This is a genomic window from Mycolicibacterium komossense (genome assembly GCF_025822605.1).
GTDB lineage: Bacteria > Actinomycetota > Actinomycetes > Mycobacteriales > Mycobacteriaceae > Mycobacterium > Mycobacterium komossense.
The window spans coordinates 170095-195825 of the sequence record NZ_JACKTY010000028.1 but is presented as its reverse complement, the minus strand read 5'-3'; the positions used below and the strand labels follow the sequence as shown (position 1 = coordinate 195825).

Genomic DNA, 25731 nt, shown 5'->3' with positions numbered 1-25731 from the left:
GCTTTAGCATTCGACGTCAATATCAGGTTTCGGTGGCGCCGAGGAGCAGCCTTTGGAAGTCACGCGGTTCGGGCACTACGAGTTGCTGGAACTGCTGGGTCGGGGCGGGATGGGTCAGGTATTCCGGGCGCACGACACTGTCACCGATCGAGTGGTCGCGCTCAAAGTTCTGCCCGCCCATGTCGTAGGCGACCCCGTTTTCCAGGAACGGTTTCGACGGGAAGCGCACGCCGCGGCCGGTTTGAGCGATCCGCATGTCGTGCCCATCCACGGATACGGCGAAATCGACGGCCAGCTTTACCTGGACATGCGCTTGATCGACGGCGAGGATCTGGGCTCTGCGCTCGCCGCGGCCGGGGGACCGTTCCCTCCCGAGCGTGCAGTGAAGATCGTCGAGCAGGTGGCGTCTGCTTTGGAGTCGGCCCACTCGGTCGGCTTGGTGCACCGGGATGTGAAGCCGTCCAATATCTTTCTGGCCGCCAGAGACTTCGTGTACCTGATCGACTTCGGGATCGCGAGAACCACCAGCCAGACCGGGTTGACCAGTGCGGGCAGCACGCTGGGAACCATGGCCTATATGGCGCCGGAACGGTTCAAGACCGGCAGGAGCGATCCGCGCTCCGACATCTATGCACTGACCTGCGTGCTGCACGAATGCCTGACCGGCCGCCGGCCCTATACGGGCGAAAGCCTGGAACAGCAGCTGGCCGGCCACCTGATGACGCCACCACCGCTGCCATCGGCGGTAAACCCAGCTCTGCCAACGGGTTTCGATGCGGTAATCGCCAAGGGGATGGCAAAAAAGCCCGACGACCGTTACCAGTCCGCGCTGGAACTCGCCGACGCCGCCCGCGCCGTTCTGGGCGGGCCCAGCTCGCTGGGGAAGCGACGACCGCGCCACGCCCGCCCGCCGCGGCGGTTCCGCAACCTGGCCGTCGCCTGCGCCGGGCTCGCCCTGGTCCTGGTCGCCGGGTTCGTCGTCGTGCAGGTGCGCGACACCGGCGGGGACACCCCGGCCAGCGGATCGACCAAGCCCAGCGGATCGCCGACGACAACCACCGCCCCGCCCCCGTTCCTCAGCGATCCGAGCGCGATCGCCGCGACCGTGCCCGCGGCGATCAGGTCGGCGGGCAAGCTGGTCGTCGGCGTAAACGAGCCTTATGCGCCAGCGGAGTTCATGGATTCCGACGGAGCGATGGTCGGCTTCGACATCGACCTGATGGATGCGATCGCCCGCGTCCTGAATCTGCCGGTGGAGTACCGGGAGACAGCGTTCGAGAGCATCCTGCCGTCGGTGCAGGCGGGGGCCTACGACGTCGGCCTCTCATCGTTCACCGACACCAAGGAACGGGAGCAGACGGTCGACTTCGTGACGTACTTCCAAGCCGGAACGTTGTGGGCCCAGCGACCAGGTACGCCGGTGAACCCGAACAATGCCTGCGGCCGCAAGGTCGGAGTGAAATCGAGGACCATCCAGGACACCGAGGAACTGCCTACCAAGAACAAGGCCTGCCTGGCGGTCGGTGCGGCGCCGATCGACACCGTGGAGTTCTTCAGCCAGGACGAGGCCGTCGATGCGCTGGTCTCCGGAAAAGTCGACGCCATCTCGTCCGATTCACCGGTCACGGGTTACGCGATCAGCCAGAGCAAGGGCGCGCTGGAGGCAGCGGGGGAGATCTTCGACGCCGCGCCCTACGGATTGCCGGTCGCCAAGGGATCACCGTTGGCGGAGTCTCTGCGGCAAGCGGTCATGCTCGTGATCAAGAGCGGCGAGTACCGCACCATCATGGAGAAGTGGGGAGTCGAGGCCGGCATGATCACTGCCCCCGTCATCAACGGTGCTTACAACTGAAACGGAATTCAGGGGATTAGCCCCACAGGAAATGCTGCCGTTGAGATAGGCGATGCGGCCGCATTATTTTGCGTTTCCAGCCGAGCGTTTTCCGGCCAGATGGCGGATACCCTTGCGGTCCCACGCCGGCTGTGCACTCGTTGAAAAGAACCTGGGTTTACCTGCCAGAACACCGAAACCGCGCCGAATACCCGCCGCTCAGTGAGAATAGATTCCTGTCGGAGTGCCGAGACGGCGCCAGGGAAAGGGATTGTCCATGCGAGTCAGTAAATCGGGGATGGCGATACTTGCCGCAACAGCGTGCATGACGGTGGGTTTCGTGGCCGCGCCGATCGCCACCGCGGACACCTGTGACCCCGCGGTCACCATCTGCCAAGGCGGCGACGTAACACCCGCGCCCGAGTCGTCCTCGCCGGATTACTCCCCGCCGGTGGTGGCCTCCCCGGACGACGAATATCCGTTCGACGGCACCTGGTACTTCGATCCCGCGGGCGGTGGGACATCGTTGCAGCCGGTCCATCCGTCCGGCGGTGGCGGGGGAGGCGGCGGAGGCGGCGGCGGACACCATTAACGATCCGACCGAGCCGATTACGCAGCTTTTCCGTTGACCGCCAACACTTTAGGAGATTCAGCCATGTTGCAGTCCATTCGTAGCTCGCGCCGGGCAGTCGTCGGCGTGATCGGTGCCGGTGCGATGGCCGGTGCGCTACTCGTCGGCATCGCGCCGACCGCCCTCGCCGACCCACCACCGCCGGCGCCCGGGTGCTCGGCCGGGGATTTCGAACAGGTCACCGCCCAGGTAGCCGCCGCGACGTCGGTGTACATGTTCACCCACCCCGACGTGAACGCGTTCTTCTCCTCCCTCAAGGGGGTGCCGAAGGCGCAGGCCAAGAGCCAGATCGATGCCTACTACGCGAGCAACCCGCAGGCGCAGGCTGATCTCAGGGGCATCCGCCAGCCACTGAAGGACATGAAGGCGAACTGCCAGTAGTGGTGCCCTCGGTGAGACTCGAACTCACACTGCACGGGTTTTGAATCCGTTTCCTCTGCCAATTGGGATACGAGGGCTTGCGGGTAACCACCATAGAGGATGCCCCGCCGGACCCCGCACTCCGTGGTCCGGTAGCGCCCGAGGTCGCCCTTTGCCGCCCGCCGCGACACAATGGCGTCATGACTGGGCCAACGACAGACCCTGAGGCGACCACGACGCACCGCGTGCTGATCGCCGAGGACGAAGCTCTCATCCGTCTAGACCTCGCCGAGATGTTGCGCGAAGAGGGCTACGACGTTGTCGGCGAAGCCGGCGACGGGCAGGAAGCGGTCGAGCTGGCCGAGAAGCTGATGCCCGACCTGGTGATCATGGACCTGAAGATGCCGCGCCGCGACGGCATCGACGCGGCGTCGGAGATCGCCGCCAAGCGGATCGCGCCGGTTCTGGTCCTCACCGCATTCAGCCAGCGCGATCTCGTCGAGCGGGCCCGCGACGCCGGCGCCATGGCCTACCTGGTCAAACCCTTCTCGATCACCGATCTGATTCCGGCCATCGAACTCGCGGTCAGCCGGTTCAGCGAGATCTCGGCGTTGGAACACGAAGTTGCCACGCTGTCGGACCGGCTGGAGACCCGCAAGCTCGTCGAGCGCGCAAAGGGTTTGCTGCAGACAAAGCAGGGGATGAGCGAGCCCGAGGCGTTCAAGTGGATTCAGCGGGCCGCTATGGACCGCCGCACCACCATGAAGCGCGTAGCAGAAGTGGTCCTGGAGACTCTCGACACGCCGAAAGACCCTGCTCCATCGGAGTAGTGGGGCACGACGCGCGCGTTAATACTGCGTTTCCCAGCTGGTTGTTTTCTGTGAGATGACTGCGCTGACCGCGTTGTTTACTCGGGGGCGCCCATGACGGCGCGACCAGCGTTGGTCAACACCACGCGATTCGGCGATGCGTTGGCTATGTTTTGACCGAAGCCTCGACGGACCAGCCAGCTGGCTGTCCGGCCGATGCCGAGATGACCACTGACCCGGAGGTGAAACGTGCGCGGTCGCGCGACACGGAGTGCATTCGCTCTGAGTTCGGCAGCCCTGCTAGTCATGGGCATTGCCGGCTGCAACCAGTCCAAGCCCGAAGAAGGGGCGGCTCAAAGCGATCTGAAGATCGTCGAGCAGGTCCAGATCGATCAGAACGGTGCCGAGGTCAAGCCAGAAGCGGGCGCCGTGCCCGCCAACCCGGCGGGTGACGGAAAGGCCACCTGCCCTCCGCTGTCGCTGGCGATGGCCGGCGCACTGACCGGACCGGATGCCGCCCTCGGGATCAACATCAAGAATGGCGTGCAGTTGGCCATCGACCAGCACAATGCGGCCAACGCCGGGTGCCAGGTGCAGCTGAAGACCTTTGACACCGAAGGTGATCCGCAGAAGGCGACGCAGGTCGCCCCGCAGATCGTCGACGATGCCTTCACCATCGGCTTGGTCGGCCCGGCATTCTCGGGCGAGACCAAGGCCACCGGTCAGGTGTTCGACCAGGCCGGCCTGGTGGCCGCGACCGCGTCGGCCACCAACGTGACGCTGTCGGAAAACGGTTGGAAGACCTTCTTCCGCGGACTCGCCAACGACGGTGTCCAGGGTCCGTCGGTGGCGAACTATCTGAAGAACAACCTCGGCAACAAGAAGGTCTGCGTCGTCGACGACAGCACCGACTACGGCCTCGGTCTGGCCCAAGCGGTCCGGGAGACCCTCGGACCCGTGGCGGACTCCGCCTGCAACATCTCGGTGAAGAAGGGCGACAAGGACTTCTCCGCCGCGGTGAACCAGGTCAAGGGTGCGTCGCCGGATTCGGTGTTCTACAGCGGTTATTACGCCGAGGCGGCACCGTTTGTGCAGCAGCTGCGCGACGGCGGCTATACCGGCAAGTTCGTCAGCGCTGATGGCACCAAGGACCCCGAGTTCGTCAAGCAGGCCGGCGAAGCGTCCAAGGACGCGCTGCTGTCCTGCCCGTGCGGGCCGGCCACCGGTGATTTCGCCAAGCAGTACACCGAGAAGTTCGGTCAGGAGCCCGGCACCTACAGCACCGAGGGTTACGACCTCGGCACGATCATGCTGAAGGGCATCGACGCGGGCAAGATCACCCGCCCCGATCTGCTGGACTGGGTGAAGAACTACCAGGGCCAGGGTGTGGCACGTAAGTACCAGTGGACCGACACCGGTGAGCTCACCACCACTCTGATCTGGATGTACAAGGTTCAGTAGCACCGTCCGTGAGACGCGTCCGGGCCCGCCTGGCCCGGACGCGTTCTCGCTGAAGCTCGTTCTACGCGAGGAGCCGCCCCCGGATGATCCATGATTGCCTCGGCCAGTACGCCTGTCTCGCAGCCAACATCGGTTTCAACCTGGAAGGTCTGCGAAATAGCTTCTGGCAGTTAACAATCGACGGTCTATCCTGGGGCGCGATATACGCGCTGGTGGCAGTCGGCTACACGTTGGTGTTCGGTGTGCTGCGGTTGATCAACTTCGCCCACTCCGAAATCTTCATGCTCGGCATGTTCGGGGCTTACTTCTGCCTTGACATGATCCTCGGCTTCACCCCGAGCGGCGATGCCTACAGCAAAGGTGTGCTGCTGACCGTGCTGTATCTGGGCATCGCGATGTTGTTCGCGATGCTCGTCTCCGGATCCGCTGCTGTCGGACTGGAATTCGTCGCCTATCGGCCCTTGCGGAAGCGCAACGCGCGCCCGCTGACCTTCCTGATCACCGCGATCGGTATGTCGTTCGTGATCCAGGAGTTCGTGCACTTCATCCTGCCACAGCTGATCAAGGGTTATGGCGGCAACAATGCCCAGCAGCCGATCATCCTGGTGCAGCCCAAGACTCAGTTCACCATCCTCGGCGCGACCGTCACCAATGTGACGCTGGTGATCATCGCCGCGGCGCTGATCCTGGCCCTGATAACCGATGTGGTGATCAACCGCACCAAGTTCGGCCGCGGTATCCGCGCGGTCGCCCAGGATCCGACGACCGCGACACTGATGGGCGTCTCGCGGGAGCGGATCATCATGACCACCTTCCTGATCGGCGGTCTGCTCGCCGGCGCGGCTGCGCTGCTCTACACGCTCAAGGTGCCGCAGGGCATCATCTACTCCGGCGGCTTCCTGCTGGGCATCAAGGCGTTCTCCGCCGCCGTTCTCGGTGGCATCGGTAACCTGCGCGGTGCGCTGCTCGGTGGTCTGATCCTCGGCGTCATGGAGATGTACGGCCAGATCGTGTTCGGCACCCAGTGGCGCGACGTGGTGGCTTTCGTGCTGCTGGTCCTGGTGCTGTTGATCCGGCCGACCGGCATACTCGGCGAAAGCCTCGGGAAGGCACGAGCATGACGACGCCCGAAACATCGCCGGCACCATCGCCCGCCCCGAACAGGCACGCCAAGAAGCGCTCGGCCGCGGCACCTGGCGATGCGATTCGCGACTGGTGGGGGAACCTCGGACGGGTCCAGAAGTGGGCCTTCGGTGTCATCGGCTTCGCCGTGATGACGTTGTTGCCGATCTACACACCTGGGTTCATCGACACCCCCGGAGTCAGTTTCGACGGTGTGATGGCCCAATTCGCGATGATAGCCATCGTCGCCATCGGCCTGAACGTCGTCGTCGGGCAGGCCGGCCTGCTCGACCTGGGATACGTCGGCTTTTATGCCGTCGGCGCGTACACCGTCGCGCTGATCACCAGCCCACAGAGCCCATGGAACCAGATGGGCCCCCACGGTTTCTTCAGCAGCGACTGGGCCTGGTTGTCGTGTGTGCCGCTGGCGATCGCGTTCACTGCGCTGGCCGGGCTCATCCTCGGCTTTCCGACCCTGCGGTTGCGCGGCGACTACCTGGCCATCGTGACCCTCGGCTTCGGCGAGATCATCCGACTGCTGGCCGACAACCTCAACGACGTGACCAACGGCTCCCGCGGGCTCGGATCGATCGCCTTCCCGCGACTGGGGGAGAGCAAGGTCCACGACGGCTACTTCTCCGGCGCCAATGCGATGGGCAACGTCAACAACGGCACCTGGTGGTACTGGCTCGGTTTGATCTTCGTCGCCGTGATCCTGCTGATGGTCGGAAACCTCGAACGCAGCCGAGTCGGGCGTGCGTGGGTGGCGATCCGCGAAGACGAAGACGCCGCGGAGGTGATGGGCGTCAACACGTTTCGCTTCAAGTTGTGGGCATTCACGATCGGCGCCGGTATCGGTGGTCTGTCGGGTGCCCTCTATGCCGGCCAAGTTCAGTTCGTGGCCCCGACCAACTTCAACATCATCAACTCGATGCTGTTCCTGTCGGCCGTGGTGCTCGGCGGCCAAGGCAACAAGCTCGGCGTCATCTTCGGCGCGTTCATCATCGTCTACCTGCCGAACCGGCTGTTGGGCGTGCATCTGTTCGGGGTCAACCTCGGTGACCTGAAGTATCTGTTCTTCGGTCTGGCACTGGTCCTGCTGATGATCTTCCGCCCACAGGGCCTGTTCCCGGTGCGCCAGCAGTTACTCGCCTACGGCAAACGAGCGCGCTATCTGTTGCGCAGAGCCGACGATTCGAAGGCGGCCGCATGAACGAGGCCGTGCGCGCCGACACCCACGGCGACCCAGACACCCCGATCGACGAAAGCCTGGCCGCTCTGCACCGGGACGTGCACGCCTCCGAGGGTGAAACGCTCTTGGAAACCAGTGATCTCACCGTCAAGTTCGGCGGGCTGACCGCGCTCGACTCCGTCAGCTTCACCATCAAACGCGGCGAAATCCTCGGCCTGATCGGGCCCAACGGAGCCGGGAAGACCACCTGCTTCAACGCGATCACCGGGGTGTATCGGCCTACTTCGGGTTCGGTAACCTTCGACGGCGCGCCACTGGGCCGGATCAAACGCCACGAGATCACCCGCCGCGGCATCGCCCGCACCTTCCAGAACATCCGACTGTGGGGCGAGATGACGGCGTTGGAGAACGTCGTCGTCGGCACCGACGCCCGGCACAAGACCTCGGTGCCCGGCGCGGTGTTCCGCACCCCGCGGCATCGCCGGGAAGAGCACTCAGCCATCGAAAAAGCCGCTGCGCTTTTGCAATTCGTCGGCATCGCCCACCGCGGCGAAGAGAAGGCCAAAAACCTGCCCTACGGTGATCAGCGGCGGCTGGAAATCGCCCGGGCGCTGGCCACCGAACCGAAGCTACTGTGCCTGGACGAACCGGCGGCCGGTTTCAACCCGAGTGAGAAGGCCGCCCTGATCGAGCTGATCAAGGCCATCCGTGATGACGGCTACACCGTGTTGCTGATCGAGCACGACATGCGGTTGGTCATGGGGGTGACCGACCGGATCGTCGTGCTGGAATTCGGCCGCAAAATCGCCGACGGGCTCCCCGCCGAAATCCGCGACGACCCCAAGGTCATCGCCGCCTACCTGGGAGTGCCTGATGACGAACTCGACTGAGACCAACCCGGGACCCCCGGTGGGCGACGGGCGGCCGGTCCTTCTCGAAGTCCGCGATCTCGTCGTGCATTACGGCAGAATCGAAGCCCTGCACGGTGTTTCGTTGATCGTGCGGGAGGGTGAGCTGGTCACCCTGCTAGGCGCAAACGGCGCGGGCAAGACCACGCTGATGCGCGCGATCTCCGGTCTGCGGCCCGCGACCTCAGGGTCGGTGTGGTTCCAGGGGCAGGACGTCACCCGGGTCAAAGGGTACAGACGGGTCGGCGAAGGGCTTATCCAGGCTCCGGAGGGGCGCGGCGTCTTCCCCGGGATGACCGTTACCGAAAACCTCGAAATGGGCTGCTATGGAAGGAAGTTCCCGACCAAAGCCGAGCACCGCGAGAAGCTCGAGTGGGTATTCGAGACATTCCCGCGCCTGGCCGAGCGGCGCACCCAGGTCGGCGGCACGCTCTCCGGCGGCGAGCAGCAGATGCTGGCTATCGGTCGGGCGCTGATGGCCCGACCGGTTGTGTTGCTGCTCGACGAACCATCGATGGGGCTGGCGCCGATGGTGATCTCGCAGATCTTCAAGATCATCTCCGAGATCAACAAGCAAGGCACCACCGTGCTGCTGGTCGAACAGAATGCACAGCAGGCGCTGAGTCGGTCCGATCGGGCCTACATCCTGGAGACCGGAACCGTCACCCGCAGTGGGTCGGCCCGGGAATTGTTGGCCGACGACAGTATTCGCGCCGCCTATCTCGGCGTCGCCTGACTCGCACCTCTGCTCGAGCCCGCGAGTCCCTGCATGGCACGCCGCGCAATTCACGTAGTCTGCACACATTCGTCGGCAGCGCTTCAGTCGATTCGGAAGCGCTTCACCCGCGCAGCCGCACCGCCGATGAGACGCACGCGGCTGCGCGGGACGCCGAGATGCTCGGCAAGTAACCGGGTGGCAGCGACGTTCGCCTTCCCGTCGACAGCCCGCTCGCGGACATAGAGCGTCAGGCCGCCTGCATCATCGACCTCGACGAGGGGGCCTTTCCGGCTGCCGGGTTTGACGTTGACGGAGATGACGATGTGCTGAACCTAGGCACGAGTGCGAGGGCGAAGCCGCCTACCTCGCGACGATAACCGACGAGCCGTGGCCGAAGAGGCCCTGGTTGGCGGTGACGCCGACGGAGGCGCCCTCGACCTGACGTCCGATGGCCTGCCCCTTGAGCTGCCAATGAAGTTCGCAGACCTGGGCGATTGCCTGGGCGGGGATGGCTTCGCCGAAACTGGCCAGCCCGCCGGATGGATTGACCGGAATCCGGCCGCCGATAGTCGTGGCCCCGCTGCGCAGCAGAGCCTCGGCTTCGCCTTTCGCGCACAGACCCAGGTGCTCGTACCAGTCCAGCTCGAGTGCCGTCGATAGGTCGTAGACCTCGGCCAGGCTCAGGTCCTCGGGTCCGATACCGGCTTCGGCATAAGCGGCATCGAGGATCTGGTCTTTGAACACCCGCTCGGGCGCCGCGACGACCGCAGTGGAATCGGTGGCGATATCGGGCAATTCGGGCAGGTGCTGCGGGTAGCGAGGGGTCACGGTGGACACCGCGCGGACCGACGGTACGCCCTCGACGGAACCGAGATGCTTCTCGGTGAACGCCTTGCTGGCCACGATCAAGGCGGCTGCACCGTCGGACGTGGCGCAGATGTCGAGCAGGCGCAGTGGGTCGGAGACGACAGGACTGGCCAGCACGTCCTCGGCCGAGACTTCCTTGCGGAACCGGGCGTTGGGGTTCTGCAAGCCGTGCTGAGCGTTCTTGACTTTCACCTGGGCGAAGTCCTCGAGCGTGGCGCCGTAGAGGTCCATCCTGCGCCGCGCCAGTAGCGCGAAGTACACCGGGTTGGTGGCACCGATCAGGTGGAAGCGCTGCCAGTCGGGATCGTTCTTACGTTCCCCGCCGACGGGGGCGAAAAACCCTTTGGGGGTGGTGTCGGCGCCGATAACGAGCGCGACGTCACAGAAGCCGGCCAGGATCTGGGCGCGGGCGCTCTGCAGTGCTTGCGAGCCGGACGCGCACGCGGCATAGCTGGAACTGACGGGCACCCCGTTCCAGCCGAGTTTCTGGGCGAAGGTGCCACCGGCGACGAAGCCGGGATAGCCGTTGCGGATGGTGTCGGCACCGGCGACCAGCTGGATCTGGCGCCAGTCCAGGCCTGCTTCGGCGAGCGCGGCGCGGGCGGCGACGACGCCGTACTCGGTGAAGTCGCGGCCCCATTTGCCCCACGGGTGCATGCCCGCGCCGAGGATATACAGCGGCTCCGGAGTTCCAGTGCTCATTCCGCTATCTCCCATGCGTAGACGGTACGAACGAATCCGTCCTCGTCGGTGTAGAGCGGCATCGTGGTCAATTCCATCTCCATCCCGACCTTGAGGTCGGCGGCCAGCGTTCCCTCGACGACCTTGCCCAACACGATGATCCCCTCGGCAGCGAGTTCCACGGCGGCAACCGCGAATGGCTCGAACGGATCCGGGGACGGATACGGTGGGGGCGGGGCGTACTGGTTCTCGGTGTAGCTCCACAGAGTGCCGCGCCGGGATAGTGGCACCTGCTCGAGGTCGTCGCCGACACAGGCCGGATTGGGGCAGTTGGTGGCCCGCGGGGGGAACACGTAGGTCCCGCATTGCGTGCATTTACCTGCGATCAAATGGGTCTTACCGTCGTCACCGGTGGTGAACCACCCGTCGATAGCCGGTAGTTGTTGTTGCACATCCGAAGACCCAGGCACCGGCTCAGCTTAATGGATGACGACCCCGAAACTGAAACGTGTTGCAGTTTAGCTGGCTGCCGATGTCGACCAAGACAGAAGGCAGCGCTTCGGGTGTCGCCTCGCAGCCCCGGTCTGACGGTGGCCAGATCTAACCGCACCTCACTCGTAGTGCGCGCGAAAAGCGAGACATCGCAGGGCATTTCTGGTTAGCTCACTTCACGTTTCTATGCGAACTGGGTTTGCCGACTGGAATTCCCGCGGGGTAGGGAACAGGTCGTATGGTCGGCGAAAACGTCCCCACCGGACCGCGGGACCTGAGACGGGCCTTGGCTGTCCACGGCTGAAGCACATCTATGGGCTGTGGCTGGCTGCCACCGAGCTGGAGGAGAAAGTATGCGAGTAGTCGCGTTCGCGCCGTCGCTTAGCGCCGTTTACAACGATGCTGGCGGCGTCGACACGAAGGGCTTTCCTATGACCAGCTGCTATGTAAAGAGCTTTCCTTCGCAGCTCACCGTGCCGATGGTCGTGGCGTTTTACGCACTCGGCGGCGCCGATTACGACCCTGTCCGGTACATCGTGGCCACCTCGCCGGCGGGGGAGCGCGTCGGCAGCCTGGAGTTCGGTTGGCATTGGGACGACAACCCGCCCAACCCGGTGAAGTTTCGTGTCCTCGTCCAATACCTGCCGATGCGGGTTGAGGCCGCCGGCCCCTACAGCATTGGCCTCTATGACAGCCTCGATGCCACGGAGACCGACCACCTCTTTCCGCTACCGGTGTTGAAGACGGACCCGTACATCCGTACCCGCACTCAATAGCGCCCGGCATTAAGGCCGGATTCCGAAATGATCTGCTCCCAGTGGGTCTGCATGCGCGCGACCCTGGCGTTCGAATCCAATCACCAAGGCGCCCTTGGCTATCCGGTCAGCGATGAGCTGGCGTACCCATCTGCTTTAGTATCCCTCCGGTATTTCGCGGCGGCAGCAGCCAGGTCCTCCCGGCGCCGGCTGACTCCCGAGGCGTGCATCTCCCGGTTGGCCGCGACGATCTCGGCGGTCGCTGCTCGTCGGTTGTCCTCGTAGGTGCGTAGGCCTGGGCCGAAGTCACGGAGCAGTTCGTCGGCGAGCACCCGCGCATCGAGGATGGCCTGTGAACCCCCATTGGCCCCAACGGGATACATCGGATGGGCGGCATCGCCGAGCAGGGTGACGTTCCCGGTGCCCCACCATGGCAGCGCGTCCCGATCGACCATGGGGTACTCGAAGGCGACGCTGCTGGCGCGCACCATCGCGGCGGGGTCGAGCCAGTCCAGTTGCCAGCTGCTCACCCGCGCGGCCACCGCGTCGACGTCGGCGGCGACATTCCAACCCGCGTCACCGGGTAGCGGTCCGGGCGTCGATTCGGGAACCTGCAGAACCCAATTGGTGAGACCGCCGCCGATCGGGTAGGTGATGAGATCGACGCCGGCCGGCCCTTTGACGATGGCCATCGTCTGACCGTCGAGGAAGGGCTCGGCCGGTGTTGCACCACGGAACATCCGGACTCCCGACCACATCAGCTGATCGTTCTCGGGATGCAACTGGGCGCGGACCACGGAGTGGACACCGTCGGCCCCGATCAGTATGTGCGCAGCCATCTCACCGCGGGAGGTGTGCGCGGTGACGACACCGGGGGAGTCGTCGAACCCGCTGAGCCGGGTGCCGGTGAGTACCGCGTCAGGGCCCAACCGGTCGCGTACCGTCGCGAGCAGAAGCATGTGCAGTTCTCCGCGATGAACCGAGTACTGCGGGTAGGCATAGCCGCCGGCGATACCGCGCGGTTCCTGGAACAACAGGTCGCCTTCAGAACTGAAGAACGAAATCTTGGTTGGGGCTACCGCGATATCGGCCAGGGCCCGTCCCAGACCGAGCTCGTCGAGTTCACGGACCGCGTGGGGAAGCAGGTTGATCCCTACGCCGAGCGGGGTCAATTCGCGAGCGCCATCGATGACGGTGCTGGTGATGCCCCGCGCGTTGAGGGTCAGGGCTGCGGTCAGACCGCCGATCCCACCGCCGGCGATGAGTACCTCTGCTGTTTCGGTCATGACTCCAGCGTCGGTGACCAGGAATGATAAGTCCAATACCAATATTGGAATGAAACTATAGTGATCACTTATGGAACTGCGGCAGCTCGAGTACTTCGTCGCGGTCGCCGACGAAGCCAATTTCACCAGGGCGGCCGAGCGGATCCACGTCGTGCAACCAGCGGTCAGCGCCCAGATTGCACGGTTGGAACGTGAACTGGGCCAGCTGCTGGTGGACCGGACCCGTCGGCAGATCCGCTTGACCGCTGCCGGCGAGGCGATGCTGCCGTTCGCCAGGGCGGCGCTGCAGGCGGTGTCCGACGCCCGCCGCGCGGTACAGGAGCTGACGGATCTGGTGTACGGCACCGTGACGCTCGGCACGGTCACCTCGCACAACGTCGACACGCCCGCTCTGCTGGCCGACTTTCACGCCGACCACCCGAATGTCGAGATCACTTTGTGCACGGACACTTCTGACGCGCTGATCGACGGCGTCCGCAGCGGCCGCCTTGATGCGGCCGTCGTGTCGATCGGTTCCGACGAACGACCGGACGGACTCGACATCGAGATCGTCACCGACGAAGCGATCGACGCCGCGGTCGCGTCCGACGACGGGTGGGCTGACCGGCCGAGCGTCACCCTCGAGGAGCTCGGGCAGCGTCCGCTGATCGCGCTGCCGGTGGGATCCGGCATCCGGCATCAACTGGACTCGGCGTTCGCCGCCGCGGGCATCAGGGCGCGGGTCGCCTTCGAAGCCACTACGCCGCAGGCACTCGCGGACCTGGCCGAGCGCGGTCTCGGCGTGGCGATTGTGCCGAGCTCGGTAGCGCGCAACCGCACCGGCCTGCATCCGCTACCCATCGTGCCCGAGCTACGGGGGCGCCTGGTGCTCGCCTGGCGCTCGGCCGGACCGATCAGTCCGGCGGCTCGAGTCCTCGTCGAGAAGGCTCGGCGATTACTTCGTGTCGGGGCGGATGCATAGAGTAGGGCCGTGAGCCCAGCCAAGACCGTTCCCGGTAAGACGGCAGCAGCGAAGAAGACCGACGCCAAGCCCACATTGATGCTGCTGGACGGCAATTCGGTGGCCTTCCGCGCCTTTTACGCTTTGCCTGCCGAGAACTTCAAGACCCAGGGTGGCCTGACCACCAACGCGGTCTACGGCTTCACGGCGATGCTGATCAACCTGCTGCGCGACGAGGGCCCCACCCATGTCGCGGCGGCATTCGACGTCTCTCGGCAGACGTTCCGCAAGGAGAAGTACCCCGAGTACAAAGAGGGGCGGTCGGCCACCCCGGACGAATTCCGCGGTCAGATCGACATCACCAAGGAAGTGTTGGTCGCGTTGGGCATCACGGTGCTCGCCGAACCGGGATTCGAGGCTGACGACATCATCGCCACCCTGGCCACCCAGGCCCAGGCCGAGGGGTACCGGGTGCTCATCGTCACCGGTGACCGTGACGCTCTGCAGCTGGTCAGCGATGACGTCACCGTGCTTTACCCCCGCAAGGGGGTCAGCGAGCTGACTCGCTTCACCCCGGACGCAGTGCAGGAGAAGTACGGCCTCACGCCCACCCAGTACCCGGACTTCGCCGCACTGCGCGGCGACCCCAGTGACAATCTCCCCGGCATCCCCGGGGTCGGCGAGAAGACCGCGACCAAGTGGATCGCCGAGTACGGGTCGCTGCAGGCTCTGGTCGACGGCGTCGACGGCGTGAAAGGCAAGGTCGGCGACGCACTGCGGGCGCACCTGCCGTCGGTGGTGCTCAACCGCGAGCTCACCGAGCTGGTCAAAGACGTGCCACTGGCGCAGACCCCGGACACCCTGCGCATGCAACCGTGGGATCGTGACCACATCCACCGGCTGTTCGACGACCTGGAGTTCCGGGTGTTGCGGGACCGTCTGTTCGACACGCTGGCCTCCGCCGATCCGGAGGTTGACGAAGGTTTCGACGTGCGCGGGGGGGCGCTGGAGCCCGGCGTATTGTCGGCCTGGCTGGCTGAGCATACGGTCGGCGGCCGCTCCGGGCTGGCCGTGGTCGGCACCCACCTGGCGTTCGACGCCGATGCCACCGCGGTGGCCATCGTCGCTGCCGACGGCGAGGGCTGCTACCTCGACACCACGACGCTGAATTCCGACGACGAGAAGGCCCTGGCTGCCTGGCTTGCCGATCCTGGCTCGACCAAGGCGCTGCATGAAGCGAAGCTGGCCATCCACGACCTCGAGGGGCGCGGTTGGGCCCTGGACGGGGTCACCTCCGACACCGCGCTGGCGGCCTACCTGGTCCGGCCCGGTCAACGCAGTTTCGCTCTCGATGACCTGTCGCTGCGCTACCTGCGTCGAGAATTGCGTGCGGATAACCCTGAGCAGCAACAGCTTTCACTTCTCGACGACAGTGACGGCGTGGATGATCAGGCAGTCCAGACATTGATCCTGCGCGCCGGTGCGGTTGCCGATCTGGCCGAGGCGCTCGATGTCGAGCTGGCGCGGATCGACTCCTCCTCGTTACTGCAGAACATGGAACTGCCCGTCCAGCAGGCGCTCGCGGGCATGGAGACCGCAGGTATCGCCGTCGACATCGACAAGCTCACCACCTTGCAGTCACAGTTCGCCGGGCAGATCCGTGACGCTGCCGAGGCTGCCTACGCCGTCATCGGCAAGCAGATCAACCTCGGCTCGCCCAAACAGCTTCAGGTCGTGCTCTTCGACGAGCTAGAGATGCCGAAGACCAAACGCACCAAGACCGGCTACACCACCGATGCGGACGCCCTGCAGTCACTGTTTGAGAAAACCGGCCACCCGTTCCTGGAGCACATGCTGGTGCACCGCGACGTCACCCGGCTCAAGGTCACCGTCGACGGACTGCTGAACTCCGTGGCCAGCGACGGCCGTATCCACACCACCTTCAACCAGACCATCGCGGCCACTGGCAGGCTTTCTTCTACGGAACCCAACCTGCAGAACATACCGATCCGTACCGAGGCCGGCCGCGAGATCCGGGATGCATTCGTCGTCGGTAATGGCTACGTCGAGCTGATGACCGCGGATTACAGCCAGATCGAGATGCGCATCATGGCGCATCTGTCTAAAGACGAAGGCCTTATCGAAGCGTTCAACACCGGCGAAGATCTGCACTCGTTCGTCGCGTCGCGCGCATTCGGGGTGCCGATCGACGAGGTCACCGCGGAGCTGCGACGCCGCGTGAAGGCGATGTCGTACGGCCTGGCCTACGGACTGAGCGCCTACGGCCTGGCCTCGCAGCTCAAGATCTCCACCGAAGAGGCGAAGGTCCAGATGGACCAGTACTTCGCCAGGTTCGGCGGCATCCGCGACTACCTGCAGGCCGTCGTCGACCAGGCCCGTAAGGACGGATACACCTCAACCGTGCTCGGCAGGCGGCGTTACCTGCCCGAGCTCGACAGCAGTAACCGCAACGTCCGGGAAGCTGCCGAACGGGCTGCCCTCAACGCCCCTATCCAGGGCAGTGCCGCCGACATCATCAAGGTGGCGATGATCGACGTGGCCGCGGGTTTGCGGGAGGCAAAGTTGACCTCCCGGATTCTGCTGCAGGTGCACGACGAACTGCTCCTGGAGATCGCCGACGGCGAACGCGAACAGGTCGAAGCCTTGGTGCGCGACAAGATGGGCAGTGCGTACCCGTTGGATGTCCCGCTGGAGGTTTCGGTTGGTTACGGCCGCAGCTGGGACGCCGCCGCGCACTAGCTGGGGAGGCGGTATCCCGCCAGCCACTGCAAGGTCGGGTGGGCCGCCGCAGCGCGGATATCGCGCAATGCCTGTGTCTCCTCGGTGAGCAACGCGTACACCCGCTGGTCGCCGAAGCCGCGGTCGATGCGGTCGCGCACGAAGGCCAGCTCGACCACCTGAGCGGCGAAGCGTCGCACCACCGTCGCCGCTGGCTTCCCGCCGATCCGGCGGACGGTCGCGGCCGCGAGTTTGCGAGTGCGAATGGAACCCAGCCATGTCGCCTCGTTGGCGGTGATGAGGTTGGCCTGGACCATGCCCGGCAGTGTGGCGGCCACTATCTGCTGCTCCCGACGGCGGCTATGGACCGCGAGCCAGATGGCCAGCAGGAACACGGGCACCATCCAGGACAGATAGACCAAGAAGTAGGTCTCGACGCCGAACAACGCTGAGCCGTTCCACAGCGCGTGCATGATCACCGCACCCGCGTAGCCCAGCAGGATGCAGCCGGCTCTCGCCACGATGCCGCGCCGCTGCAGGGCGAAGTACACGCCGATTCCGGTCATGGTGGTGAATAGAGGGTGCGCGAACGGCCCCATGATCAACCTCATCGCGGCGACGAGCAGCGATTCGCCCAGCGATTCGCCGTTGGCGATGTAGGCGATGTTCTCCAGCCACGCGAAACCCGCGGCGGTGAGGCCTGCATAGACCAGACAGTCGGTCAGCGAGTTGAGTTCGTTGCGTCGACGGCCAGTCATCATCAGCACCAGGAACAACCCTTTGAGGGCTTCTTCGATGATCGGCGCACCGATCCCGGTGCTGACGAAGTTGTCGGTCGCGTCATCGCCGGTGGCCAGCGCTGACCCGAAGTAGAGCTCGAGAACGATCGAGATGACGACCGCCACCGACGCGCCCCAGACAAAGGCGAGGACGAGCAGCCGCGGCGGCTCCGGCTCCCAGCGGTCAAGCCAAAGATAGGCGAGGACGACGATCGTCATTGCGATGCTCGCCAGGAAGAATCCGACGGCGGTGCCCACCGGATTGGATGCCGTCAGCAGGATCACCACCAGGCCGGTGACGGTGCCCAACGCGATGACCACGCCCAGAGGTGCGCCGACTTTGCGGAGTTTCTTGGGCAGCGGCCCGATCGGGAAGCTGAAACCGGCGGTCGGGAGAGATATAGGTGAATTCCCCACGCCGCAGATTATCTGCGGATACCCAGGAATGCGGGAAGGTCAGGACCGGGTTTGTCCTGCGTGTACCCCGTCGAGTAACCTTGGGCCGTACTTGTGTGCTTGATCATGGGTACACACGAAATCTCCACAAATCTCGTCACCCACTTATCCCTACGATCAAACGTGTCCGGAGCAACCCAACAATATGCCAAGTCCCGTCGCAACCTCGCCGCAAGTAGCCGTCAACGATATCGGCTCGGCTGAGGACTTTCTCGCCGCCATCGACAAGACCATCAAATACTTCAACGATGGCGACATCGTCGAAGGGACCATCGTCAAGGTCGACCGCGACGAAGTCTTGCTCGACATCGGCTACAAAACTGAAGGGGTCATCCCTTCTCGCGAACTTTCGATCAAGCACGACGTCGACCCCAATGAGGTTGTGTCCGTCGGCGATGAGGTCGAAGCCCTGGTTCTCACTAAAGAGGACAAAGAAGGCCGCCTGATCCTGTCCAAGAAGCGTGCGCAGTACGAGCGCGCCTGGGGCACGATCGAGGAGCTCAAGGAAAAGGACGAGGCCGTCAAGGGCACCGTCATCGAGGTCGTCAAGGGCGGCCTCATCCTCGACATCGGTCTCCGCGGCTTCCTGCCTGCCTCGCTCGTCGAGATGCGTCGGGTGCGCGATCTTCAGCCGTACATCGGCAAGGAGATCGAAGCCAAGATCATCGAGCTGGACAAGAACCGCAACAACGTGGTGCTGAGCCGCCGCGCCTGGCTGGAGCAGACCCAGTCCGAGGTGCGCAGCGAGTTCCTCAACCAGCTCACCAAGGGCGCCATCCGCAAGGGTGTCGTTTCCTCGATCGTCAACTTCGGCGCCTTCGTCGATCTCGGCGGCGTCGACGGCCTGGTGCACGTTTCCGAGCTGTCGTGGAAGCACATCGACCACCCGTCCGAGGTTGTCCAGGTGGGCGACGAGGTCACCGTCGAGGTGCTCGACGTCGACATGGACCGCGAGCGGGTTTCACTGTCGCTCAAGGCAACTCAGGAAGACCCCTGGCGTCACTTCGCCCGCACGCATGCCATCGGGCAGATCGTGCCGGGCAAGGTCACCAAGCTGGTCCCGTTCGGTGCGTTCGTCCGCGTCGAAGAGGGGATCGAGGGCCTGGTGCATATCTCCGAGCTGGCCGAGCGCCACGTCGAGGTGCCGGATCAGGTTGTCGCAGTCGGTGACGACGCGATGGTCAAGGTCATCGACATCGACCTGGAGCGTCGTCGGATCTCGCTGAGCCTCAAGCAGGCCAACGAGGACTACACCGAGGAGTTCGACCCGTCGAAGTACGGCATGGCCGACAGCTACGACGAGGCGGGCAACTACATCTTCCCGGAGGGCTTCGACGCCGAGACCAACGAATGGTTGGAAGGCTTCGACAAGCAGCGCACGGAGTGGGAGGCCCGGTACGCCGAGGCCGAGCGCCGGCACAAGATGCACACCGCGCAGATGGAGAAGTTCGCTGCGGCGGAGGCCGAAGAGGCAGCTCGTCCCTCGACCTCCAGCAGCTCGTCTCGCTCGGAGGGTGAGTCCGCTGGCGGATCGCTCGCCAGCGATGCGCAACTCGCCGCTCTGCGGGAGAAGCTCGCCGGAAACGCGTAGTAGATCACGCTCATCTAATGTGGGCGCGCAACTGAAAACCGCGCAGGAAGTCCTCGGACTTCCTGCGCGGTTTTATTTCTGAGGGGCAGGCCATGCTGAGGATCGGATTGACCGGCGGTATCGGCGCTGGGAAATCGACTGTGTCATCGACGTTTTCGGAGCTGGGCGGCATCGTCGTCGACGGAGATGTCATCTCCCGTGAGGTCGTCGAACCCGGCACGGAGGGGCTGGCCATGCTGGTCGAGGCATTCGGTTCCGACATCCTGCTGCCCAGCGGGGCGTTGAATCGGCCGGCGTTGGCTGCCATCGCCTTCAGTGACGACGAGAAGCGAAAGACGCTCAACGGCATCGTGCACCCGCTGGTCGGGGCTCGCCGCGAAGAGCTGATCACTGCTGCCGCCGATGATGCCGTGATCGTCGAGGACATCCCACTGCTGGTCGAATCACAGATGGCGCCGTTCTTCCCGCTGGTGATCATCGTCAACGCCGACGTCGAGGTCCGGGTCAAGCGGCTCATCGAATATCGGGGGTTCAGCGAGGAAGACGCGCGGGCCCGCATTGCCGCCCAGGCCACCGTGGAGCAGCGCCAGGCAGTGGCCGATGTGTGGCTCGACAACTCCGGGGACGCCGACGATCTGGAACAACGGGCCCGCGCCCTATGGCAGGACCGCATCATTCCCTTCGCCCAGAACGTGCAAGACCGACAGCCGGCACAGGTGGCGCCGCACGTGGTTCCGTCGGATCCGTCGTGGCGGGATCAGGCCAGCCGCATCGTGGCGCGACTGAACACGGCATGTGGCCATCGAGCCCTGCGGATAGACCACATCGGGTCGACTGCGGTTCCTGGTTTGGACGCCAAGGACGTCATCGATATCCAGGTCACCGTCGATTCGCTCGATACCGCCGACGAGCTCAGCGAGGCCTTGCTGACTGCCGGCTACCCCCGGGTGGAGTCCGTCACCGGTGATATCGCCAAGCCCGATGGCCGTAGCTCGGTGCCGGGCTTCGACCGTGTGAACGATCCGTCGTTCTGGTGCAAGAGATTTCACGGATCGGCCGACCCGGGGCGGCCCACCAACCTGCACATCCGTGTCGACGGCTATCCGAACCAGCAGTTTGCGCTGCTGTTCGTCGACTGGCTCAAAGCCAATCCCGACGTGCAGCATGACTATCTGGCTCTCAAGCGAACGGCCGAAACACAGGCCCGCACCACCGCCGCCTACGCCGACGTCAAGGAACCGTGGCTCGTCGACGCCTACCAGAGGGCCTGGGCCTGGGCCGACGCCACGGACTGGTCGGCGGGTGGCACGCGGACCTAAGTGGCAGGCGGTGGCGGCGGGGCAGCGCCGGGAGGTGGTGCGTCGGCGGGCGGCGCCGGATTACCGTCAGCCGGAGGCGGCGCGCTGGGCACGCCGGCGACCGGCGCCTCGCACGTCAGCGCGCCGTAGTCGGGATCGTCCTTGACCGGTAGCGCCCGCGGGGAGATGAAGTCATCAGCCTGGGCGACCAGCGCATCGTTGATCAGGATCTCGCAGTGCAGGTTGGCCGAGTAGGGCCATTGGATCGAGACGCGCATGGTGGCGGTCGCCGATTGCGGCAGGACCGTCTGGGCTTCGAAAACTCGGCCGGGGATCATTGTCGGGTTGGCCGTCTGCTGTTGATTGCCTTCGGCTTCGTAAGTGATCGTCGCGCCGCGGGACACCCCGTCGATCCGCGCCCGGTAGGTGATGTTGGACAGCAGCCCCTGGTCGGGCGCGGGTTGCTGCGCCGGCTGGACCGTACTGGGAGACGGGTTTTCCGGATCGGCCGATGCAGTGGCCGGGGTGAGTAAAGCCCCAACGGTGAGCATCAACGCCGCAGCGGTCGCTGCACGTGTCATAGGCCCTATGTTCGCAGACACGATTTTCTATCGCCACGACAGGTCCATAGCGTTACTACGTAACCAGCTGACCAGGTCATACTCGTGCCTGGCCAAGCCGTCAACCGCAGCTGTCGCCGTGGCGATGGCCCGTTCCGCAGTTTCGGCGGAGATCAGGCCCATCTGGTGGGCTTCCAGAAGTTCGTCCACGTCGACGAGCTCGGTGCGCCGGCCCGAGTACACGACCAGATCCAGATACTGGTCGACGGTGTGCCAGAGCTGGCCGGTCACGGTGATTTCGGCGATGTCGAGGTAGAAGTCCTGGTCGCGCTCATGGCCGGGGTTCCAGTGGAAGATGTTCGCCCGCAGGCCCAGCGTCGGGAGCAGCCACGATTCCAGGTAGTGGAACTGGGCTCGGCCCGGGGTCGGCCTGGCCATGTACAAGCCCCAGGGCCGCTGGGTGTACACGTCGACGGCCCGCACGATTCCCTTGGGATCGGTATTCGTGTAGGCGGCGACGTCGAATGTCTCATGCTTGGGCGGGTGAATGATGCCAGCATAGGTCGGCCATCGCGGCCGATCTGAACTTGTCGGTGCCTCGGCCTACCCTGGTGAACATGGCTTTCGCTACCGAACATCCGGTGCTCGCACACTCGGAGCACCGCCCTGTCGAGGACATGGTCCGCTCCGACGGCCGCTTCCAGGTGGTCAGCGAGTATGAGCCGGCAGGGGACCAGCCTGCGGCCATCGAACAGCTAGAACGCCGGATCCGCGATGGGGAGCGCGATGTCGTGCTCCTTGGGGCCACCGGCACCGGCAAGTCGGCCACCACGGCCTGGCTGATCGAGAAGCTGCAGCGGCCCACACTGGTGATGGCTCCGAACAAGACGTTGGCCGCCCAGCTGGCCAACGAGCTGCGGGAGATGTTGCCGCACAACGCCGTCGAGTACTTCGTCTCGTACTACGACTATTACCAGCCTGAGGCGTATATCGCCCAGACCGATACTTACATCGAGAAAGACAGCTCGATCAACGACGATGTCGAACGGCTGCGTCACTCGGCCACGTCCAGTCTGTTGTCGCGGCGTGACGTCGTGGTGGTGGCCTCGGTGTCGTGCATCTACGGTCTTGGCACCCCGCAGTCGTATCTGGACCGCTCGGTGGAGCTTCAGGTCGGCACGGAAGTTCCACGGGATGCGCTGCTGCGGCTGTTGGTCGACGTGCAGTACACCCGCAATGACATGTCCTTCACCCGCGGCTCGTTTCGGGTCCGCGGCGACACGGTCGAGATCATCCCGTCGTACGAAGAGCTGGCGGTGCGCATCGAGTACTTCGGCGACGAGATCGAAGCGCTCTACTACATGCACCCCCTGACCGGTGACGTCGTCCGGAAGGTCGATTCGCTCCGCATCTTCCCGGCTACGCACTATGTCGCGGGGCCGGAACGGATGGCGATGGCCATCTCCAGTATCGAGCAGGAGTTGGAAGAGCGGCTGGCCGAGTTGGAAGGCCAGGGCAAGCTGTTGGAAGCGCAGCGCCTGCGGATGCGGACCAACTATGACGTCGAGATGATGAAGCAGGTCGGGTTCTGCTCGGGCATCGAGAATTACTCGCGTCATATCGACGGCAGAGCGGCTGGTTCGGCACCTGCCACGCTGATCGACTATTTCCCCGAAGACTTCCTCATGGTCATCGACGAGTCCCACGTCACCGTTCCGCAGATCGGTGGCATGTACGAAGGCGACATGTCCCGTAAGCGCAACCTGGTCGACTTCGGATTCCGGTTGCCGTCCGCGGTCGACAACCGCCCGCTGACCTGGGAAGAGTTCGCCGAGCGCATCGGGCAGACGGTCTACCTGTCGGCCACACCAGGACCCTATGAGCTCAGCCAGGCTGGTGGTGAGTTCGTCGAACAGGTCATCCGGCCGACCGGTCTGGTCGATCCGCAGGTCATCGTCAAACCGACCAAGGGGCAGATCGACGACCTGATCGGCGAGATCCGCGCCCGCGCGGAACGCGACGAGCGGGTGCTGGTCACCACGCTCACCAAGAAAATGGCCGAGGACCTCACCGACTATCTGCTGGAGACGGGAATCCGGGTCCGGTATCTGCACTCCGAAGTGGACACCCTGCGACGGGTGGAGCTGCTGCGGCAACTCCGGCTCGGTGAATACGACGTGCTGATCGGGATCAACCTGCTTCGGGAAGGTCTGGACCTTCCCGAAGTGTCACTGGTGTCGATTCTCGATGCCGACAAAGAGGGCTTCCTGCGGTCGGCTCGCAGTCTCATCCAGACCATCGGCCGGGCCGCTCGTAACGTCTCCGGTGAGGTTCATCTCTATGCCGACAAGATCACCGATTCGATGGCCCAGGCCATCGACGAGACCGAACGCCGCCGAGCCAAGCAGATCGCCTACAACGAAGCCCACGGTGTCGATCCACAGCCGCTGCGCAAGAAGATCGCCGACATCCTCGACCAGGTGTACCGCGAGGCCGACGACACCGAAGCCACCGTGGAAGTCGGTGGATCGGGCCGCAACTCGTCGCGTGGTCGCCGGGCTGCGGGCGAGCCGGGGCGCGCGGTCAGTGCCGGCGTGTTCGAAGGACGGGACCTGACAAACATGCCGCGCGCCGAGCTGGCTGACCTCATCAAGGATATGACCGCGCAGATGATGGCCGCCGCCCGCGACCTCCAGTTCGAGCTGGCGGGACGCATCCGCGACGAGATCGCTGACTTGAAGAAGGAGCTGCGTGGCATGGATGCGGCCGGGCTGAAGTAGCCCAAACGGAACTCGCTTGATCTCAACCATGGTTGAGCTCGTACGGTGATGCGGTGACCGAGACAGCCGCACCCGAGGCGGCATCATGGCGGGCGTTACTCGGCCCGAAACACCTGGGTGCCGCGACGGTTCTCGCGGGTGGCATCGCGCTGTATTCCACCAACGAGTTCCTGACGGTGAGCCTCCTGCCCAGCGCAGTCGCCGAAATCGGCGGAGAGCGGTTGTATGCGTGGGTGACGACGGTCTACCTCGTCGCGTCCGTAGTCACGGCGACGATGGTCAATCCGATCCTCGTGCGACTGGGGGCCCGCCGCTCCTATTTGCTGGCGCTGTCGGTGTTGCTGGCGGGCACCGTGGTGTGTGCGCTGGCGCCGAGCATGGGGATCATGTTGGCCGGTCGCGCCGTGCAGGGCGGTGCAGGCGGTCTGGTCGCGGGCCTCGGCTATGCGGTTATCAATTCCGCTCTACCCCAATCACTCTGGATCAAAGGATCGGCCCTGGTTTCGGCGATGTGGGGTGTCGGTATCCTCGTCGGGCCCGCGATGGGCGGGCTGTTCGCCCAATTCGGTTCCTGGCGCTGGGCGTTCGGTACCCTGGCGATCCTGACGGTTGCGATGGCCGCGCTGGTCCCGGTCGCACTGCCTGGTCCCAGCGCCGAGGAAGCTGCCGTGGCGACCGGTGCCGGCCTGCGGATCCCTATCTGGTCTCTGCTGCTGTTGGGCTGCGCTGCGTTCGCAGTGTCCGTGGCCGGTATCCCGCGCAACCCGGTGGTGACCGCCGGCCTGCTGGTACTGGGCGTGGTGCTGGTCGGGCTGTTTCTGATCGTCGACCGGCGGGCGGCCGTATCGGTGTTGCCCGCCACGGCTTTTCGGCCCGGCCCGTTGAAATGGATTTACGTGACGCTTGGGCTGTTGATGGCCGCGACGATGGCCGACATGTATGTGCCGTTGTTCGGTCAGCGGCTCGCGCACCTGGAGCCGGTGGTGGCCGGGTTCCTCGGGGCCACGGTGTCGATCGGTTGGACGACGGGGGAGCTGGTCAGCGCGTCGATCAAGAAGACTGCGCTGACGGTTCGGGTGGTCACCGTGGCCCCGGTGGTGATGGCCGCCGGGCTTGGCCTCGCGGCGCTGAGCCAGGTGGACAATGCCGCGGTCGGCGCCATCATCGTGTGGGCGGTGGCGTTGGTGATTGCCGGCACTGGCGTGGGTATGGCGTGGCCGCACCTGTCGGCGTGGGCGATGGGCGGGGGGATGATCCGGCCGAGGGTGGCACCGCCGCCGCGGCGATCAGCACCGTGCAGCTGATCTGCGGCGCGTTCGGCGCCGGGCTGGCCGGCGTCATCGTGAACATGACGGACCGCGGTGATGCCACTGCACCGCGTTGGCTCTTCGGCGGGTTCGCGGTTGCGGCCGTTCTGGGTTCCATCGCCTCGTATCGCGCGAGCCGTGGTCGGGTCACCACGAGCTAGAGTCGAC

The 25731-nt window shown here is 64.8% G+C and carries 22 protein-coding genes, 1 tRNA gene and 1 pseudogene; 16 read left to right on the top strand and 8 right to left on the bottom strand.

What is annotated here, in order from left to right; all coding sequences use genetic code 11:
- The first annotated feature begins 52 nt into the window (after positions 1–52).
- The 3 genes from H7J73_RS11915 (at position 53) to H7J73_RS11905 (ending at position 2843) form a co-directional block, all read left to right on the top strand.
- The gene (locus H7J73_RS11915; protein ID WP_264067577.1) at positions 53–1852 is read left to right on the top strand and encodes a bifunctional serine/threonine-protein kinase/transporter substrate-binding domain-containing protein; all 1800 of its coding nucleotides are present in this window, start codon (positions 53–55) and stop codon (positions 1850–1852) included.
- 256 nt (positions 1853–2108) lie between these two features.
- A complete protein-coding gene (locus H7J73_RS11910) occupies positions 2109–2423 on the top strand; it encodes a hypothetical protein (protein WP_264067576.1) in 315 nt (104 codons plus the stop codon).
- A 63-nt stretch (positions 2424–2486) separates the two neighbouring features.
- A complete protein-coding gene (locus H7J73_RS11905) occupies positions 2487–2843 on the top strand; it encodes a heme-binding protein (protein WP_264067575.1) in 357 nt (118 codons plus the stop codon).
- Here the strand turns inward: H7J73_RS11905 and H7J73_RS11900 are convergent.
- Positions 2844–2920, bottom strand: a tRNA-Leu gene (locus H7J73_RS11900).
- Between the two features lie 102 nt (positions 2921–3022).
- On the opposite strand from H7J73_RS11900, the gene H7J73_RS11895 reads away from it, so the two are divergent.
- The 6 genes from H7J73_RS11895 (at position 3023) to H7J73_RS11870 (ending at position 9050) form a co-directional block, all read left to right on the top strand.
- Positions 3023–3652, top strand: a complete 630-nt coding sequence (locus tag H7J73_RS11895; RefSeq protein ID WP_264067573.1) for a two-component system response regulator PdtaR — start codon at positions 3023–3025, stop codon at positions 3650–3652.
- A 228-nt stretch (positions 3653–3880) separates the two neighbouring features.
- Positions 3881–5092, top strand: coding sequence for a branched-chain amino acid ABC transporter substrate-binding protein (locus H7J73_RS11890; protein ID WP_264067572.1), 1212 nt, complete (start codon positions 3881–3883; stop codon positions 5090–5092).
- Between the two features lie 83 nt (positions 5093–5175).
- On the top strand, positions 5176–6213 hold the full coding sequence (locus tag H7J73_RS11885; protein WP_264067569.1) for a branched-chain amino acid ABC transporter permease: 1038 nt from the start codon (positions 5176–5178) through the stop codon (positions 6211–6213).
- Positions 6210–7427 carry a branched-chain amino acid ABC transporter permease gene (locus H7J73_RS11880; RefSeq protein WP_264067567.1) on the top strand — a complete coding sequence of 406 codons (1218 nt, stop codon included), beginning with the start codon at positions 6210–6212 and terminating at the stop codon, positions 7425–7427. The genes H7J73_RS11885 and H7J73_RS11880 overlap by 4 nt, the downstream gene beginning before the upstream one ends.
- Complete coding sequence (locus H7J73_RS11875; protein WP_264067566.1) at positions 7424–8296, top strand: ABC transporter ATP-binding protein; 873 nt, start codon at positions 7424–7426, stop codon at positions 8294–8296. Before H7J73_RS11880 ends, H7J73_RS11875 begins: the two co-directional genes overlap by 4 nt.
- Positions 8280–9050: an ABC transporter ATP-binding protein gene (locus H7J73_RS11870; RefSeq protein WP_264067565.1), complete on the top strand. Its 771-nt coding sequence runs from the start codon at positions 8280–8282 to the stop codon at positions 9048–9050. The genes H7J73_RS11875 and H7J73_RS11870 overlap by 17 nt, the downstream gene beginning before the upstream one ends.
- A gap of 83 nt (positions 9051–9133) precedes the next feature.
- Here the strand turns inward: H7J73_RS11870 and H7J73_RS11865 are convergent, their stop codons facing one another.
- Genes H7J73_RS11865 through H7J73_RS11855 form a run of 3 tightly spaced genes read right to left on the bottom strand, consistent with a single transcriptional unit; the run spans position 9134 to position 11050 of the window.
- A complete protein-coding gene (locus H7J73_RS11865; protein ID WP_264067906.1) occupies positions 9134–9355 on the bottom strand; it encodes a DUF167 domain-containing protein in 222 nt (73 codons plus the stop codon).
- Positions 9356–9392: 37 nt separating this feature from the next.
- Positions 9393–10601, bottom strand: a complete 1209-nt coding sequence (locus H7J73_RS11860; RefSeq protein WP_264067564.1) for a lipid-transfer protein — start codon at positions 10599–10601, stop codon at positions 9393–9395.
- Entirely contained in the window at positions 10598–11050 is a 453-nt protein-coding gene (locus H7J73_RS11855) for a Zn-ribbon domain-containing OB-fold protein (RefSeq protein WP_264067563.1), read from the bottom strand. Before H7J73_RS11855 ends, H7J73_RS11860 begins: the two co-directional genes overlap by 4 nt.
- A gap of 375 nt (positions 11051–11425) precedes the next feature.
- Between H7J73_RS11855 and H7J73_RS11850 the strand changes: the two genes are divergently transcribed.
- Positions 11426–11848 carry a hypothetical protein gene (locus H7J73_RS11850; protein ID WP_264067561.1) on the top strand — a complete coding sequence of 141 codons (423 nt, stop codon included), beginning with the start codon at positions 11426–11428 and terminating at the stop codon, positions 11846–11848.
- A 98-nt stretch (positions 11849–11946) separates the two neighbouring features.
- Here the strand turns inward: H7J73_RS11850 and H7J73_RS11845 are convergent, their stop codons facing one another.
- Positions 11947–13113: an FAD-dependent monooxygenase gene (locus tag H7J73_RS11845; protein WP_264067559.1), complete on the bottom strand. Its 1167-nt coding sequence runs from the start codon at positions 13111–13113 to the stop codon at positions 11947–11949.
- Between the two features lie 70 nt (positions 13114–13183).
- On the opposite strand from H7J73_RS11845, the gene H7J73_RS11840 reads away from it, so the two are divergent.
- Both H7J73_RS11840 and polA read left to right on the top strand, forming a co-directional pair.
- Positions 13184–14074, top strand: coding sequence for a LysR family transcriptional regulator (locus H7J73_RS11840; protein WP_264067558.1), 891 nt, complete (start codon positions 13184–13186; stop codon positions 14072–14074).
- Positions 14075–14083: 9 nt separating this feature from the next.
- Positions 14084–16813: a DNA polymerase I gene (gene polA / locus H7J73_RS11835; protein ID WP_264067557.1), complete on the top strand. Its 2730-nt coding sequence runs from the start codon at positions 14084–14086 to the stop codon at positions 16811–16813.
- Here the strand turns inward: polA and H7J73_RS11830 are convergent.
- Entirely contained in the window at positions 16810–17973 is a 1164-nt protein-coding gene (locus tag H7J73_RS11830) for a PrsW family intramembrane metalloprotease (RefSeq protein WP_264067905.1), read from the bottom strand. The genes polA and H7J73_RS11830 overlap by 4 nt on opposite strands.
- A gap of 199 nt (positions 17974–18172) precedes the next feature.
- Here H7J73_RS11830 and rpsA point away from each other — a divergent pair, with 199 nt between their 5' ends.
- Together rpsA and coaE are read left to right on the top strand one after the other, a co-directional pair.
- Positions 18173–19618 (top strand): 30S ribosomal protein S1, encoded by a 1446-nt coding sequence (gene rpsA / locus H7J73_RS11825; RefSeq protein ID WP_264067556.1) that lies wholly within the window; start codon positions 18173–18175, stop codon positions 19616–19618.
- Between the two features lie 92 nt (positions 19619–19710).
- On the top strand, positions 19711–20937 hold the full coding sequence (coaE, locus tag H7J73_RS11820) for a dephospho-CoA kinase (RefSeq protein ID WP_264067554.1): 1227 nt from the start codon (positions 19711–19713) through the stop codon (positions 20935–20937).
- Here the strand turns inward: coaE and H7J73_RS11815 are convergent.
- Positions 20934–21506, bottom strand: a complete 573-nt coding sequence (locus H7J73_RS11815; RefSeq protein WP_435405484.1) for a hypothetical protein — start codon at positions 21504–21506, stop codon at positions 20934–20936. The genes coaE and H7J73_RS11815 overlap by 4 nt on opposite strands.
- An 18-nt stretch (positions 21507–21524) precedes the next feature.
- Positions 21525–22025 (bottom strand): ribonuclease FAU-1 family protein, encoded by a 501-nt coding sequence (locus H7J73_RS11810; protein WP_264067904.1) that lies wholly within the window; start codon positions 22023–22025, stop codon positions 21525–21527.
- Between the two features lie 68 nt (positions 22026–22093).
- Between H7J73_RS11810 and uvrB the strand changes: the two genes are divergently transcribed.
- Together uvrB and H7J73_RS11800 are read left to right on the top strand one after the other, a co-directional pair.
- Positions 22094–24256 (top strand): excinuclease ABC subunit UvrB, encoded by a 2163-nt coding sequence (uvrB, locus tag H7J73_RS11805; RefSeq protein WP_264067551.1) that lies wholly within the window; start codon positions 22094–22096, stop codon positions 24254–24256.
- Positions 24257–24309: 53 nt separating this feature from the next.
- Positions 24310–25724 (top strand): annotated as a pseudogene (locus H7J73_RS11800) (MFS transporter).
- Positions 25725–25731: the final 7 nt, after the last annotated feature.

Bases quoted from the DNA above. Each gene is read 5' to 3' on its own strand.
- H7J73_RS11910 (WP_264067576.1), top strand. From the start codon at position 2,109: ATGCGAGTCAGTAAATCGGGGATGGCGATACTTGCCGCAACAGCGTGC.
- H7J73_RS11905 (WP_264067575.1), top strand. From the start codon at position 2,487: ATGTTGCAGTCCATTCGTAGCTCGCGCCGGGCAGTCGTCGGCGTGATC.
- H7J73_RS11895 (WP_264067573.1), top strand. From the start codon at position 3,023: ATGACTGGGCCAACGACAGACCCTGAGGCGACCACGACGCACCGCGTG.
- H7J73_RS11885 (WP_264067569.1), top strand. From the start codon at position 5,176: ATGATCCATGATTGCCTCGGCCAGTACGCCTGTCTCGCAGCCAACATC.
- H7J73_RS11880 (WP_264067567.1), top strand. From the start codon at position 6,210: ATGACGACGCCCGAAACATCGCCGGCACCATCGCCCGCCCCGAACAGG.
- H7J73_RS11875 (WP_264067566.1), top strand. From the start codon at position 7,424: ATGAACGAGGCCGTGCGCGCCGACACCCACGGCGACCCAGACACCCCG.
- H7J73_RS11870 (WP_264067565.1), top strand. From the start codon at position 8,280: ATGACGAACTCGACTGAGACCAACCCGGGACCCCCGGTGGGCGACGGG.
- H7J73_RS11860 (WP_264067564.1), bottom strand. From the start codon at position 10,601: ATGAGCACTGGAACTCCGGAGCCGCTGTATATCCTCGGCGCGGGCATG.
- H7J73_RS11850 (WP_264067561.1), top strand. From the start codon at position 11,426: ATGCGAGTAGTCGCGTTCGCGCCGTCGCTTAGCGCCGTTTACAACGAT.
- H7J73_RS11845 (WP_264067559.1), bottom strand. From the start codon at position 13,113: ATGACCGAAACAGCAGAGGTACTCATCGCCGGCGGTGGGATCGGCGGT.
- H7J73_RS11840 (WP_264067558.1), top strand. From the start codon at position 13,184: ATGGAACTGCGGCAGCTCGAGTACTTCGTCGCGGTCGCCGACGAAGCC.
- rpsA (WP_264067556.1), top strand. From the start codon at position 18,173: ATGCCAAGTCCCGTCGCAACCTCGCCGCAAGTAGCCGTCAACGATATC.
- coaE (WP_264067554.1), top strand. From the start codon at position 19,711: ATGCTGAGGATCGGATTGACCGGCGGTATCGGCGCTGGGAAATCGACT.
- uvrB (WP_264067551.1), top strand. From the start codon at position 22,094: ATGGCTTTCGCTACCGAACATCCGGTGCTCGCACACTCGGAGCACCGC.